We start from the raw sequence: 14192 nt of genomic DNA, 5'->3' as shown, positions 1-14192 counted from the left end.
CATTTTATCTAATATTGATTTAATTATCTTCTGTTAAATCTGTTTTGTACGTTTCTGGAATTGTAAAGTAATTCACTAAAATCGCAATAAAGATTAATATCAATGGATAAGCTAATCCTATATATGGTGACATAGCAGCCGAAACGATAATCGTACTTTTGATTAATTCCGTTACAAAAGTCGTTGCTCCACCAATAAATCCATTCCCCATATTTTGAGCAAATCCCATACTTGTGTAACGAATTTTAGTTGGGAAAATTTCTAACATAAATGCACCAAGCGGTCCGTAAGTTGCTGCACCAGCAATTGAAGTAATTAAACTTACAATAACAATTCCGACAAGCGTTAAATTCGAAATATCATGAACTTCTTTCAATCCTTCTGGATTTCCTAATTTCATGTACAAGAAAAATGATAATGGAATTAAGATAAAACTACAAATCATTCCTCCTAACATAACAGGTTTACGCCCGATTTTATCACTTAATGCTCCAAACCATTGATAGAAAAATGAACTAAATAATGTAGAACATAAAACAACAATTAAAACTGTTTCGTAAGGTAAATTAACCGCTCTTTGTAAAAAGAAAAGAGTTACGAATAATGTTGTTTGCATAATTGTACTTTGAGCAGCATTTCCTCCAAAAATTGCTTTCAACATCAATTTTACATTTCCTGGCGTTGTAAAAGCATCTTTAATTGGTGTTTTAGACGTTTTTCCTTCTTTTTTTAATTGTTCGAAAATTGGACTTTCATGTAAACGTTGACGAATAAAGTAACTCAAAATCACTAATATTCCACTAAATAAAAATGGAATTCTCCATCCGAAACTTGCAAAAGCCTCTTCTGATAAAAATGATTGTGTTAAGAAAACAACTGATAAACATAATAATAATCCAATTGGAACAGTTGCTTGAATAAATCCTGTATAAAATCCTCGCTTCTCTGCTGGCGCATGTTCTGCGACATAAATTACCGCACCTGCATATTCTCCACTAATTGCAAGTCCTTGCATAATGCGGCAAAACAATAATAAAACAGGAGCAAACCAACCTACACTATCAAAAGTTGGAATACAACCAATCAAGAATGTTGCTGCTCCCATCATAATTAAAGAAACTAAGAATGAATATTTTCTACCAATACGATCCCCAATACTTCCAAAAATTAATGATCCAATCGGACGGAACATAAATGATGAAACCACTACGGCAAGTGTTTCTAAGAAATGTGACGAACCATCGTTAGGAAATAATTGTGTCGATAATACACTAGCCAAGATGATTGCCAAGAACATATCGTACCATTCGATTAAGGTTCCGACAGATGATGCTAAAATAATTTGGAAAATATTATCCTTCTTCGCTACTGTTTGCGAAGTATCTAAAGTATTTGTACTCATGTTTTTTTTGTGATATTAGAAGTTAAATAATGTTGTAAGTTGAAATCTATTGTTATTTGCTAAATATTTGTTTTCGGTTCCCGTACCTTTTATCGTCGCATCTGCCCATTGCGCTGTACTACGATCATATTCGAATCTAAATTTTAAGGCTTTGCTTAAGGTAAGATCTAAACGAGGAACTACTTTGTACAAATAATTTACAGTACGTGTACCTGGAGTTGCAGAAATTGCGCCCCAATTTGTCGTTACACCATAAGATGTTGATGCAATTGCTCCTTCTACTGGATCTTTGACACCGTTATTTCTAACATAACCTGCAAATAATCCGAACGAAAATTTACCTGTTGAGTTTTGTTGCAAATCAATCCACATACTATGTGTATTCATCGGTTTGTATGTTTCAACAGCTGTCGGACTTGTTTGATAACCTACAATTCCACCTAGTTGTACAAAAGACGACGCATCTTGCATCAAATATCCAGCAACAGTTACTTGTAAAGGTTTTGTATTTAACTTTGAATAAGCCATAAACGAAACATTTTCAACTCGTTCACTAGACTTAACGGGAGGATTTCCTGAAGATAATTTTGGTTTAAGATTCTCATATTGAGCACCAATTCCCGCAGTAAAAACTTGTGATTTATATTGAAATTGAAGATGAGCCGCTGGCATTCCACTATTTCGGAAAGGCTCTGTATTTGGAGTAAAATCTCGTTGAGAATGTAAAGCAGCAATAACTTTAAATTTGTCCGTGAATTTATGCGTTAAACGAACTTGAGGATTACGATTCAAAGCATAAACAGGCGCACCAGTTCCATAATTTGCAACGTTTGGTAAAGCTTCTAACACAACGAAAGGATGCCAATATTGTCCAATCCCTAATTGCGTTTTCTCCCAATCCAACATCACATATGCGTGACGCAAACGAAACTCGTTGATTCCTCCTTCTGTTGCTCCAAAAAATTCTCCTTCTAAAATACCAGAAGTTTTAGCCCCAAGTAATTCTGGACCTTTCAAATTAACGCCAGCTCTCGAAACAATCGACAACATGTGAAATTTAGAAGCTGCATTGATATCAGCACCGTTTACATCCGATAAACGATCTTTTGGATAAAGCGGCACTAAAGCCTCTCCTGCTCCAATCATTTGACGCGTATCCATAAAAATATCATTCCTGATAAATCCATAAAACTGCACATCAACTTTGTCCTTGTTTTCTTTTGGTTGTATTAATTCTAATTTTTCTACAACCACACTATCTGTCGTTTTCTGTTGAGCAGAGACATAGCTATAGCTGCAAAATATAGCTAGACAAGCCAATTTTGTTAAATTTTTACTCATTTTTTTGTGATAATTTGAACGACTAAAATAATCAAAAGAAAAAAACTAACAAATGTTCGTTAATCATTTTTTGATAAATTTTTAAAGCTTTATTAAATTCATCAAAATTTTAAATAATTTTTGAGAAATAGATATTTTGAAATAAGTTTTGGAAAGAAATTTTGAGAATTTGACATTTTAATTAGTGTACGAAATACACTTTACTAGAATTCTTCGAGGCTTATTTTTCAAAAAAAATCGAGAGAAGAATAATTGTTTCAACAAATGAGGAGAAAGTTAGACTTCTCTCGTAGTTTTAGTTTTAAAAATGTATGCAAATTTATCGATTACAGAATTTTCTTCAGCATAATCAATAATAAGCTTATGTTAAATCATAAAAAAAAGAAGTTTTCTTAATTCTATTTATTATCCTCTACACTATTTTTAAAATTTATGTATAATTATTCAGTCAATATTATTAAATAAATTATATTTTTATCAAATTCGGATTACATAGTTCAAATAAAATTCAATCTTTACTAATTTTTTAAGATTTTTTTTAGAAAAAACTTAAATGTTGGGGCTATTTTTGCTTTGCAAATTACAGCTATGCAAACAAACATTGAAATACACTCATTAACTCATGTTGATTTGGAAGAATTATCAGCCTTATATAATCTTTCTTATCAAAATTATTACGTTTCTATCAACCTTTCGACTGAACAATTTCAGGGAAAATTAAAAATGGAAGATATCAATCTTGATTATTCTGTAGGTGCTAGTATTGATGGAAAATTAGTTGGTTTTTTACTTTATGGAATTAGAAATTATAACGATGTAAAAACAGCTTATATTGGTGGAACAGGCGTTTGTCCTGAACATCGTGGAAAAAAAATCACGCAACAAATGTTAGATTTTAGTTTTCCAAAATTGAAAGAACAACAAGTGAAAAATATATTTTTAGAGGTAAATACTAAAAATGATTTTGCAATTAACGCTTATGAAGCTTGTGGTTTTGAAAAAACAAGAACTTTAAATAGTTATAAAGGAATTCCTATTTTGGTCGTAAATCCATTACATGAAATTGTAGAATTTAGTGATTTGGATTTGATTACAAGTGAAAATTTTTGGGACATAAAACCTACTTGGAAAAATGATATTCAAAGTGTAAAAAATATCATCGAAGATTGTCAAATAAATGGAATTTATGAAGATGGAATTTTAGTTGCTTATAAAATTATCAACAAAAATAATACACGTATTTATCAATTTGGTGTTCATCACGATTATCGAAATCGTTATTTAGCTTCAATTCTTTTTAGCGATTTGAAGAACAAAGAAATTAAGATGATTAATGTTGACGAAAGAGAAATCTCTACAAATGATTTTATTCAATCAATGGGATTAGAATTGTACGACAAACAATACGAAATGAAAAAAGAATTATAAATCAAAAGCCTCTGTTTTAGAGGCTTTTTTTCATTTTATTATTTACTTCAACTCGAAGAAATCTCGTTTTCCTATTTTAATTTTAGTTTCGGTTTTTAATTCAAAATCATCAAAAGCATCCATTTTTTTTTCTCCATTAATTTGTACAGCGCCGCTTTCTATCAAACGTCTAATCGCATTTCTCGACAAATCTTTCTTTAATTGATGACAAACATCTAACAATGTAATTTTATCATTTTCAAAATTGAATGAATCAATTTCAATTATTTCAAAAACTCGATTATCATCATTTCTTTTCTGAAATTGATTATTAAAAAATTCTTCTGCTTGCTCAGCTTCTTTTTCAGAATGATATTGTGTAATAATATTTTTTGCAACTAATTTCTTAATTAACATTGGATTATCTGTTTTTAATCGTTGATTTAAGTTTAATTTTTCCCCAATAGAAAAATCAGTTGCTAAAGCAATGTATTCTTCTAATAAATCATCTGGAATAGACATCGTTTTCCCAAACATTTCATTTGGTTCGTCCGTCAAACCAATAATATTATTCAGCGATTTACTCATCTTTTCTTTTCCATCTGTTCCTCTCAAAAGTGGCATACACATCACAATCTGAGCAGCTTCTCCATTGGTTTCTTGCAATTGTCGTCCCATTGTACAATTAAATAATTGATCGGTTCCTCCCATTTCGATGTCAGCATTTATCTGAACAGAATCAAACGCTTGCAAAATCGGGTAAACTAATTCGTGCATTGCAATTGGCGTATTTTCTGTGAAACGTTTATTAAAATCATTGCGATGCATCAATTGCGCAACAGTAACTTTTGATAACAACTGAATAACATCCGAAAAAGGTAATTGATCTAACCAATCCGAATTAAATACAATTTCAGCCTTTTCTACATCAATAATCTTTGACAATTGGTTGATGTATGTTTCTGCATTGTTCTGAACTTGTTCTGCATTCAGCGGTTGACGACTTTTATTTTTCCCTGTCGGATCACCAATTTGAGCTGTAAAACTTCCAACCAAAATAACAATTTGATGTCCTAAATCTTGAAATTCTTTCAATTTCTTCAACACAACAGCATGACCAAGATGCAAATCGGGCGCTGTAGGATCAAAACCTAACTTGATTCGTAATGATCGATTTTCTTTTTCAGCTAATATTAATTTTTCTTCCAATCCATTTTCTGGTAAAAAAATAGCAACGTTTTCTTTTAATTTTTTTAGATTTTCCATGATTTTTTTAATAAAAAAAGCCCGAGCAAAACTGCTCGGGCTTGTAGATTTATGATTAAATTTTTACGTACAAAATTAATACGAAGTATACACATAGCCTACCCGAGCAAATATTGTACTATAATAAGTGCTAAAAAATGGTAAACGTAATATGTGTTGTAAAAACTTCATTTGTTGTGCAAAGTTAGTATTATTTTTTAGTTTAAGGATTTTCTTTCCAAATTTTATCCGAAGCCTCTAAATAAATAGGAAGTGCAACCGATCCATACCAATTATAAATCTCGATATCCAACAATTTGACTTCTATAGCAAGATCAGTTTGTAGAATTTTTTCCAATTCTTCTTTCGATTCAATATTCTAAAAAATAAAAATCCCGCAATAATTCTTCTCATTTTTGCCCATCGGACCAGCAACCACTAATTTTTCCTCTTTTACCAAACGATTAATATTATCTAAATGTCCTCTAAATTTTTCATTAATCATTTTTATATCAGTTGATGTATTAGAACCAGTTTTTAGAATAACAAAAAAAAAGGATTTCATTCCATAATCATCACCTTTCAACTCTTTTGCTAATGCTTCATCATAATTTGGATTTGATTTTTGAGCAAATGAAGAAAAAGATATTGTCATAAAAGTTAATACGTATAAAAATTTCATTTTAGATATTTTCATTTAATTTTAAAATTTTATTCTTAAAATATTTATTTTTAGAATAGTAAACAATCCCTAAACAAAAAAGCATCATTGATATCATAAACTTTTTATCAAAAAATCTTTTTTCATTCTCTGTTTTTATTTTTCCTATTTCAATATTAGTTTGTTTAATAACATTTTTTAAATGATCTAAATTTTCTGACTCATTAGTTTTTTGTAACAATTCATAACGACTAACTTGAAAACTATACTTCATTAACAAATCATCTTTATAATTATCAGAGTTAAAATAGAATTGTACTAATACAAATACGAACCCTGCAATTAAAAAATTAATCCATTTATTAATACGTATAATTTCATCTAAAGTCATTGGTATTTTTCTATAAAAATAGTCTAAAAAAGTTTTTCGTTTTAACTTTGTGTAAATTATTATAGAATGAGTAATAAAACTGCTAAAACAAATGCAGTCCGAATTTTAGACACGCACAATATTTCATACGAATTGCGTGAATATGAAGTTGATGAAGAACATATTGATGCTTTGCATGTTGCAAAATCATTGGGTGTAAATCCAGAAGGAATTTATAAAACTTTGGTTTTAAAAGGAAATATAGAACCATTTTTAGTTGCCGTAATTCCTGCGAACACACATCTTGATATGAAAAAGTTTGCGAAAGTTTCTGGAAATAAAAACTGCGAAATGCTTCCGTTGAAAGATTTGCTCAATGTTACAGGTTATATTCGTGGTGGTTGCTCACCTATCGGAATGAAAAAGCAATTTCCTACTTACATAGAAGAACTGGCAATTTTGCAAGATCAGATTTGTATCAGTGCAGGAAAAAGAGGTTTGCAAATTATTCTAAATGCCGAAGATTTAGGAAACTTGATTGAAGCTAAATTTGAAGATATTACACAATTTGATTCATAATTTACTTACTATTCAGAATGATTTTTTCTAAAATAGTTGGAAATTTTGCTTCATCTTCAAACGTCAAATCTGGATTTGCATACACTATAATTCCATTTTTATCAATCACATAAGTCGCTCTATTGTTGTAACCTAAACGATTATACGAATTATACATCAACGAAATTGTATAATTCTCATCATTCAAATATGTCATATTATTTGTTCGCAAAGCTGATTTCCATAATTCTAACAACGGATTTGTAGAACTAGAAATCGCATAATTTTTCACATTTTGTAACAAAGGATTATGATCAATCAACTGAATTTGAGCAGCACAAGTCATTGCAGCTTTGGTATCAATCGAAGTAAAATCTGGTAAAATTTGTCCACTAAACGCCGCTGGATAAAACGTTAAAACTTTAAAAGTTGATTTATCATCTAATAATTTTTCCGTTGAATTACTATCATAATTTGGTCCATTCAAGATAAAATCTGGTGCTTTATCACCAACTTTCAAGGTTTTATTTTGAGTAACATTTACTTCTATATTATCAGTTTTAGACGTTCTTTTTATCAATCTTTCCAAAGGTTTCAGATGTTCGCCTTGCGCACGATAATCATTGTCTCGCATCAAAATTTTATTGTTTTTATCCACTAAAAAAAGAATCGAACTCTCTACTAAAACATTGTTAGAATTAGAAGTTGGAATTATATTCGAAATTGAATTTTGCTTAAAAGGTTTCAAACCAATTGCATTATAGATTTTTCCAGATTCATCATAAAATACTTTTGTTCCATCTAACTTATTTTGATTCGAAGTTTCGCTAAAAGCAAACGCTTGTTGCGGTTCTTTACTCCATTTATCATCTTCATTTACGATATAAATCACATCAATTTTTGGAGAATTTTGAGACGAAAATGCCAAATTCTTCACAAAATAATAATTCAGCGATGTTGTCATCATGCTCGCATACGGATTCGTTTTGTATAAACTTGGCGTAAATACAATAATTTTCAAGTTTGAAGATTGATTGACATTTTCAATTTTATTAATCGGGAATTGAGCACCAACATTCAAATTTTGAGCTTTTGTAAAACAAAAACCACATATAATTATTAATATCGAATAGATTCGTAACATAAAACGTTTATTTTAAACAAACTAATAAATAAAAACTACCACAAGATAACTAAAATTCTACTTTCTCAAAAAAACTATTCATTAAATTCTCATTAGAATTGACGATTAACTTTTGAAATTATCGAGTCTTTTTCGCAGTAAATCAGTTATCTTTAAGTTGATTTTAATTTAATGATTATTGCTTGTATAGGTTTCTTTTTTCGTCCATCAAAAAAATAGATAAAAATGGATTAAATGGTATAGTCACGCAAGGAATAGATCCTGGAATGCCTTTAGGTAAAAAACACTTTCAGATTATTTGAATAAGTAAAGTGAAAATAGTTTGATGAATAGAAAAATGATTTGCAATATTATCAAAAATAACTTATTTCTGATTTTAACTCTTGGAGTCAATCAACTTCTTTTGCGCAAGAAAAAATTCAATCTCCATTATCATTATGTAAAGTAGAACCTTATTTAATGAAAGTTACCTACGATAAAACCTCAATTCGTTTGAAAGTAAGGGAAATTTCTTTGTATAATTCTTCACCTATATTTTTTTATACATTTTCAAGCGATGATCTCTTTTGATAAATGCACAACTTTCAGCTTTTAAAACAATCCTTCGATCTCTATCCTCAATCACTTGTTCTCCAGAATACAAATAAACCAAGGTATGCTCGGGTGTGGCGTGAACGCACTTTTCGCTATAATCTGTAAAAACAAAACAGGAAAATTCCTGAAAAGCTGATTGTTTTTAATTTTGATTCTTCTGCTGTTTCCATTCTTGACTCGATATGATTACGAATAACAAAATTAAACAATTTTCACGCTTTTCGTTTTGCTCTAAAATTCAAGTTCATTTGCTGAGAAGTTTAAGCACTAATAGATATATGCTATAAATATGAGTAATTTAACCTTAGTAAAAATTAAACAACCTAACACTTCCCTTAAAAGCTTATTCAACATCATAGCTCTATATAAATGGATGAAGCGTAATTTCTATGCCAATCATCGCAATAAAGATGAAAAAGCAGATACGAAAGGTTTTAATACTGATTCTCTTGCGAACGATACCTCCAACCCACATACCCATTAAAGCAGGAATAATCGCAATAGCTGAGTATAGAAGATTATCCATCTGAAAAACACCACCATTCGCTAATCCTGTTGCGAGTGCGATTGTTGAAACTGTAAATGACAATCCAAGTGCCTGTATAAGGTCGTCTTTTGAAAGATTCAGCGCTTGTATGTATGGAACTGCAGGAAGCGTAAAAATTCCCGTTGCGCCATTGAGAAGTCCGGTTGTGATACCAATTATTGGTGATAATTTTGACTCTAGTCTGGTAGGGATTGAAAATGCTTTACCAAAAAGTCCATGTACCGAATAGATGATCAAGGCTAAACCTAATCCAACACTCGAATAAGGCGTATTGATGCTTGTTAAGAGCCAAGATCCAGCCAATGTTCCAATAATAATTCCGACCATCATCACCCAAAATCTTTTGATTAAATCAAGAAATTTTGGTCCAGTAAATAATTGCCAAACGTTGGTTACAAAGGAAGGAATGATTAGCAATGACGCTGCACTTAGTGGTGACATGATGATACTTAATATTCCCATTGCTATGGTAGGCAATCCCATTCCTGCAACGCCTTTAACAAATCCAGCAACGAAAAATGTAATTAATATCAATAAAAAATTTAAAGTAAGAAATTCGATCATTTTGAAGTATTTAGTTACGATGTCTAGACACATCATTTTATTTTTGACAAAGGTAAAACGCACAAACACTTAAAACAATCGGAATTATTTGTAGTTTTACTTCAATAATTTTGAACTATGGATATTCATCAACTTAAAAGCTTTAAAACCATTGTAGAAAAAGGTAATTTTCTAGATGCTGCGAACGAACTTAATTACTCGTTATCTGCTATTAGTTATCAAATGCAGCAATTGGAAAATGAAATCAAGTTTCCCTTGTTTGAAAAGATTGGGAGAAGAATGGTACCCACCGAACAATCCCTAAAACTTATTCCACATATTAAAAATATTCTTGATGAAATAGAGCAAATTCGTTTGTTGAACGCCAAAAATAGAATTATTGAAGGCAGTTTAACTATTTCGGTTTCGGACAGTATTTTGACTTATATCATTCAACCTATTTTAATAGAATTTATGAAAAAAGCCCCTAATGTACAACTGAAACTTAAAGTCAAAAATTCCTATGATATTCAAAAAGATGTCGTTCACAACGAAATAGACTTAGGCATTCATTATCAAGTGTTTGGCTATGATAATCAGATTAATGTTGTTGAAATAAAAGATTTTAGTATTGGTTTGATGGTTTCACCTAATTTTTCCAAATCAGAACGTGATTTTAATACTAAAAATCAAATAAAAAAAACAACCATCATCAACAATGATCCCAACGCAGTTTATCAGATTTATTTGAGAGATTATTTAAAAGAAAAGAATCTGCAAATGACAGGTCAAACACTAGAAGTATGGAGCATTGAAGCAACCAAACAGAGTGTCATGAATAATCTTGGAATCGCATGTTTACCGCGATTTGTCGTTACTAATGAATTGAAAAATGGAAAAATTGAGGAAATTGTTGTTAAAGATTTTAAACAGAATATTACTTTAATTGCAGCTCATCATTCCAATAAATGGATAAGCCCAGCAATGGAGCTTTTTTTAAATTTGTTAAAAGAGAAAATTTGAAATCATTAAAGAATTTGCTTACACAAACTCTCCAATATCAAAATCATCAAGACTTTTCTTTAAAACAGAAAAATTAGAATCCATTTCAGATGAAATACTATTATCCAATAATTTTGCAATTTTGATAGTTTCATTTTCTATAGAATTTTCAAGCAGACTGATTAATTCGGTTCCTTGTAGTTTGTGAACAATAGCTAGAGTGGTTTCACTGTCTAAAAATCCTTGTTCATTTTCTAAAAAATTTCCAATTTGATTAAATTTGGAACAGAAAGTTTTCTAGTAGTCTTCTATTTTTCCATTTAAGGGAAATTAAGAATATTTTCTTCATCTTTTTGGTCTATAATTTTCGAAGTAATGGTATCTTATCGTATAAAGTAAAGATATTATAATTAAGAAACTAAAATCATCAAAAAGGTATTATTTGGCAAACTATGGAAAAGTTCGGCCTAATATTTTCTTATCAAAAAACATCTCAATAAAATTTTACTTTGTAAGACTTAAAATGTTATTAGAATAATTAGTATGACGAACTTCCGCCTCAAAACTTTCATTGGCTAATTTTGAAGTTTGCGGATTCATTCCGATTTGTCCCGAGACAAAAACATGTTGACCAGAAGCTAAGGAAGAACTTAGCGGAAAACCAGTAGGTTTTGTTTTTTGTGCTTGTGCAAAACCAATTCCCGCAATTAATAACGTACCCAATAGTATTTTCTTCATATCTACTTTTTTTGAAATTTACTGTTTATTACTGAATTTCAACAGCCTTTTGCAATAATTTCTCAAAGATATAAAAACAAATTTAATAGACAGACTTGTCTATATGTTTTATAATATTTAGTTTTGCCAAATCAAGAGTACAAAAATGGATAAAATAAAGAATGACAAATATTTAGCTTTAGCTGCTTTTATAGCTTTAGGATGCATTTGGGGCAGTAATTTCTTGTATATGCGTTTGGCTGCGCATTACATTTCGCCCATACAAGTCGTATTTTTACGCGTTGTTTTGGCAACAATTCCAATCGTGGCATTCGGGTTTGCAAGAAAAGCTTTTAAAAAATGGCACTTCAAATATTGGTATCATTTTTTGGTGATGTCGTTGTTGGCAGCGGTCATTTACTATTATTGTTTTGTGATGGGTTCGCATCTTTTGTATTCGGGAATTGCGGGTTCCATCAGCGGTTCCACGCCTTTATTTTCGTTTATTTTAGGTTTGATATTCTTAAAAGAAGAGAAAAGTTCAGCATTAAAAATTCTTGGTTTAATCATCGGAATGTTGGGGATAATTCTTTTGGCAAAGCCTTTTAATGCAGCCATTACCGCGACCACTTGGGAAGGCGTTTTGTACATGATAATTGGTTCCATCAGTTTTGGTGCTTCCTTTATTTATGCTAAAAAATATGTCAGTCCTTTGCAGATTTCGGGCTTGGCATTAGCATCTTATCAATTAGTTGGTGCATCGATTATTTTATTGATTTTAACACCGTTTCATGGAATTCTGAATATTCTACAAGACAAGACTGCAACTATCGGCTTAATACTGGGACTTTCGGTACTGGGAACAGGTTTGGCGTTCTTGATGTATTATTTTATCATCGACAAAATGGGCGCTGTGAAGGCTGCTTCGGTGGCTTACATCGCACCCATTGTTGCATTAGTTGTTGGCGCAACTTTGGGCAAAGAACCTATCGGATGGGTCGACATTGCTGGGGTTTTATTAATTTTGTTTGGCGTATATATTTTAAAGAAAAAGTAAAATGAAATCATCTGTTGCCGTTAGAGACCGTATTTTGGACACCGCGTCTGAATTGTTTTATCGACAAGGCTACAATTCTACAGGAATCAACCAGATTATTGATGAAGCCGAGATTGCAAGGGCGTCTTTGTACCATCATTTCAAGTCAAAAAACGATTTGTTATACGCATATCTGGAAAAAACGAACGATGCTTGGTTTGCTCAATTGCATCAATTTATCAAGAAGCAAAAGACGCCTGAAGTTAAGATATTAGCGATGTTTGATTTTCGAATTAAACGCCAAACGACTAACAAATTTGGCGGTTGTCCCTTTTTAAAAGCAAGTTCCGAAATTCCTTTTGATGATACCAAAGCTTTTGAAATTATCAACACACATAAAATGAAATTCAAATCTTTAATACTTGAGATTCTTGAGGATGAAGAATCAAAAAATGATTCATTTTCCAAAACCGAATTGGCAGAAACTCTTTTTCTTCTTATCGAAGGCGCAACGATGACGGCGAATTATCAGAAAAATAAATCTGCGTTGGAATCAGCAAAAGCGATGGCTGCGAAGTTGTTAAGTTAAATTTTAAATTAAAAGAACATGACCATCAACATCATAAAATTAAACGATGAAAACATCGTCGAAATAACACGCAACGGAATTTTTTTGACAAATACCGAAGATGCAATGCAGTTGATGATGGATTGCAAGTATGAACATCAGGCGTACAAAGCCATTTTTTATCAAGAAAATATTACACCCGATTTTTTTGAGTTGAAAACAAAATTGGCGGACGAAATGTTGCAAAAATTCACGCAATATGGCTTTGAAATCGCGATTGTTGGTGATTTTAGAGTTTATGAAAGTAAAAGCCTCAACGATTTTATTTTTGAAAGTAATAAAGCAGGAAAGTTTATTTTTGTAGCCACAAAAGATGAAGCGCTCTCTCGATGGAATATAGCTTAAAGCTTAAGAAAATGAAATTAGAAAACGAAAGAATTATTTTGCGTCCTATTGCAAAACAAGATGCAGCGCGAGTTTTAGAATATCGTGCTGACAAAATCGCCAACGCTTATCAAGGTTGGATTCCTGAAAATTTGGAGGAGGTAGAAACATTTATTGAGAAGAATCCAGCGGAATTTAATCAGCCTGAATCGTGGTTTCAGCTGGTGATTTTGGAAAAAGAAACAGGAAATCTCGTTGGAGATATTGGTGTACATTTTTTTGGTGAAGAAAATTTGCAAGTGGAATTTGGAATCACCTTGGATAAAGCCTTTCAAGGAAAAGCTTTGGCTTCAGAATCTTTGAATTTGTTAATTAATTATCTTTTTAAGGATTTGAAAAAGCACCGAATTATGGCTTCTTTAGACCCAAGAAATACAGCGTCTGAAAAATTGATGCAACGTCTTGGATTGCGTAAGGAAGCGCATTTCGTGAAAAGTTATTACCAAAACGGAACTTGGGCAGATGACGTGGTTTTTGCTATTTTAAGCGAGGAATGGAAATAGAATCTTTTAATTTTCAAATTTCATCGAATTTCGACATTGCAAGATAATTTTTATTTTATTTATAAAAAGAATATTATTTTAAGAAAATAATTAAGGAATTTATTAAATTT

The 14192-nt window shown here is 31.0% G+C and carries 16 protein-coding genes; 7 read left to right on the top strand and 9 right to left on the bottom strand.

Annotation, left to right across the window (positions count from 1 at the left end; all coding sequences use genetic code 11):
- Window positions 1-19: 19 nt before the first annotated feature.
- Window positions 20-1402, bottom strand: coding sequence for an MFS transporter (locus HXZ74_RS00505; RefSeq protein WP_115000785.1), 1383 nt, complete (start codon window positions 1400-1402; stop codon window positions 20-22).
- Window positions 1403-1417: 15 nt separating this feature from the next.
- The gene (locus HXZ74_RS00500) at window positions 1418-2743 is read right to left on the bottom strand and encodes a DcaP family trimeric outer membrane transporter (RefSeq protein WP_115000787.1); all 1326 of its coding nucleotides are present in this window, start codon (window positions 2741-2743) and stop codon (window positions 1418-1420) included.
- Window positions 2744-3331: 588 nt separating this feature from the next.
- Between HXZ74_RS00500 and HXZ74_RS00495 the strand changes: the two genes are divergently transcribed.
- Entirely contained in the window at window positions 3332-4171 is an 840-nt protein-coding gene (locus HXZ74_RS00495) for a GNAT family N-acetyltransferase (protein ID WP_115000789.1), read from the top strand.
- Window positions 4172-4213: 42 nt separating this feature from the next.
- Here HXZ74_RS00495 and tyrS read toward each other — a convergent pair whose 3' ends face one another.
- The 4 genes from tyrS to HXZ74_RS00475 all read right to left on the bottom strand — a co-directional run bounded on the left by tyrS (window position 4214) and on the right by HXZ74_RS00475 (window position 6447).
- The gene (gene tyrS / locus HXZ74_RS00490) at window positions 4214-5416 is read right to left on the bottom strand and encodes a tyrosine--tRNA ligase (RefSeq protein ID WP_280061273.1); all 1203 of its coding nucleotides are present in this window, start codon (window positions 5414-5416) and stop codon (window positions 4214-4216) included.
- A gap of 202 nt (window positions 5417-5618) precedes the next feature.
- Window positions 5619-5753, bottom strand: a complete 135-nt coding sequence (locus HXZ74_RS00485; RefSeq protein ID WP_260392460.1) for a hypothetical protein — start codon at window positions 5751-5753, stop codon at window positions 5619-5621.
- Window positions 5754-5774: 21 nt separating this feature from the next.
- Window positions 5775-6077, bottom strand: a complete 303-nt coding sequence (locus HXZ74_RS00480; RefSeq protein ID WP_280061272.1) for a hypothetical protein — start codon at window positions 6075-6077, stop codon at window positions 5775-5777.
- Between the two features lies 1 nt (window position 6078).
- A complete protein-coding gene (locus HXZ74_RS00475) occupies window positions 6079-6447 on the bottom strand; it encodes a hypothetical protein (protein WP_280061271.1) in 369 nt (122 codons plus the stop codon).
- A 66-nt stretch (window positions 6448-6513) separates the two neighbouring features.
- Between HXZ74_RS00475 and ybaK the strand changes: the two genes are divergently transcribed.
- Window positions 6514-7005 (top strand): Cys-tRNA(Pro) deacylase, encoded by a 492-nt coding sequence (ybaK, locus tag HXZ74_RS00470; protein WP_280061270.1) that lies wholly within the window; start codon window positions 6514-6516, stop codon window positions 7003-7005.
- Between the two features lies 1 nt (window position 7006).
- On the opposite strand, the gene HXZ74_RS00465 is transcribed toward ybaK, so the two are convergent.
- Window positions 7007-8128 carry a redoxin domain-containing protein gene (locus tag HXZ74_RS00465; RefSeq protein WP_286473379.1) on the bottom strand — a complete coding sequence of 374 codons (1122 nt, stop codon included), beginning with the start codon at window positions 8126-8128 and terminating at the stop codon, window positions 7007-7009.
- Window positions 8129-9083: 955 nt separating this feature from the next.
- Window positions 9084-9833, bottom strand: a complete 750-nt coding sequence (locus HXZ74_RS00460; protein WP_038331736.1) for a sulfite exporter TauE/SafE family protein — start codon at window positions 9831-9833, stop codon at window positions 9084-9086.
- Window positions 9834-9950: 117 nt separating this feature from the next.
- Here HXZ74_RS00460 and HXZ74_RS00455 point away from each other — a divergent pair, with 117 nt between their 5' ends.
- The gene (locus tag HXZ74_RS00455) at window positions 9951-10835 is read left to right on the top strand and encodes a LysR family transcriptional regulator (protein ID WP_115000800.1); all 885 of its coding nucleotides are present in this window, start codon (window positions 9951-9953) and stop codon (window positions 10833-10835) included.
- 483 nt (window positions 10836-11318) lie between these two features.
- Here HXZ74_RS00455 and HXZ74_RS00450 read toward each other — a convergent pair whose 3' ends face one another.
- On the bottom strand, window positions 11319-11552 hold the full coding sequence (locus HXZ74_RS00450) for a RidA family protein (protein WP_147280005.1): 234 nt from the start codon (window positions 11550-11552) through the stop codon (window positions 11319-11321).
- A 145-nt stretch (window positions 11553-11697) separates the two neighbouring features.
- Between HXZ74_RS00450 and HXZ74_RS00445 the strand changes: the two genes are divergently transcribed.
- The 4 genes from HXZ74_RS00445 to HXZ74_RS00430 are packed head-to-tail and all read left to right on the top strand — an operon-like array spanning window position 11698 to window position 14082.
- Complete coding sequence (locus HXZ74_RS00445) at window positions 11698-12588, top strand: DMT family transporter (RefSeq protein ID WP_280061267.1); 891 nt, start codon at window positions 11698-11700, stop codon at window positions 12586-12588.
- A gap of 1 nt (window position 12589) precedes the next feature.
- Entirely contained in the window at window positions 12590-13156 is a 567-nt protein-coding gene (locus HXZ74_RS00440) for a TetR/AcrR family transcriptional regulator (RefSeq protein WP_115000806.1), read from the top strand.
- Between the two features lie 18 nt (window positions 13157-13174).
- On the top strand, window positions 13175-13540 hold the full coding sequence (locus HXZ74_RS00435; protein WP_115000809.1) for a DUF4180 domain-containing protein: 366 nt from the start codon (window positions 13175-13177) through the stop codon (window positions 13538-13540).
- Between the two features lie 11 nt (window positions 13541-13551).
- Window positions 13552-14082, top strand: coding sequence for a GNAT family N-acetyltransferase (locus HXZ74_RS00430; protein WP_115002075.1), 531 nt, complete (start codon window positions 13552-13554; stop codon window positions 14080-14082).
- The last annotated feature ends 110 nt before the right edge of the window (window positions 14083-14192 follow it).

Origin of the sequence: Empedobacter sp. R750 (genome assembly GCF_030324345.1) — a bacterium.
In the GTDB taxonomy this organism is placed as follows: Bacteria; Bacteroidota; Bacteroidia; order Flavobacteriales; family Weeksellaceae; genus Empedobacter; species Empedobacter falsenii_C.
This window is presented reverse-complemented; position numbering and strand designations above follow the sequence as displayed.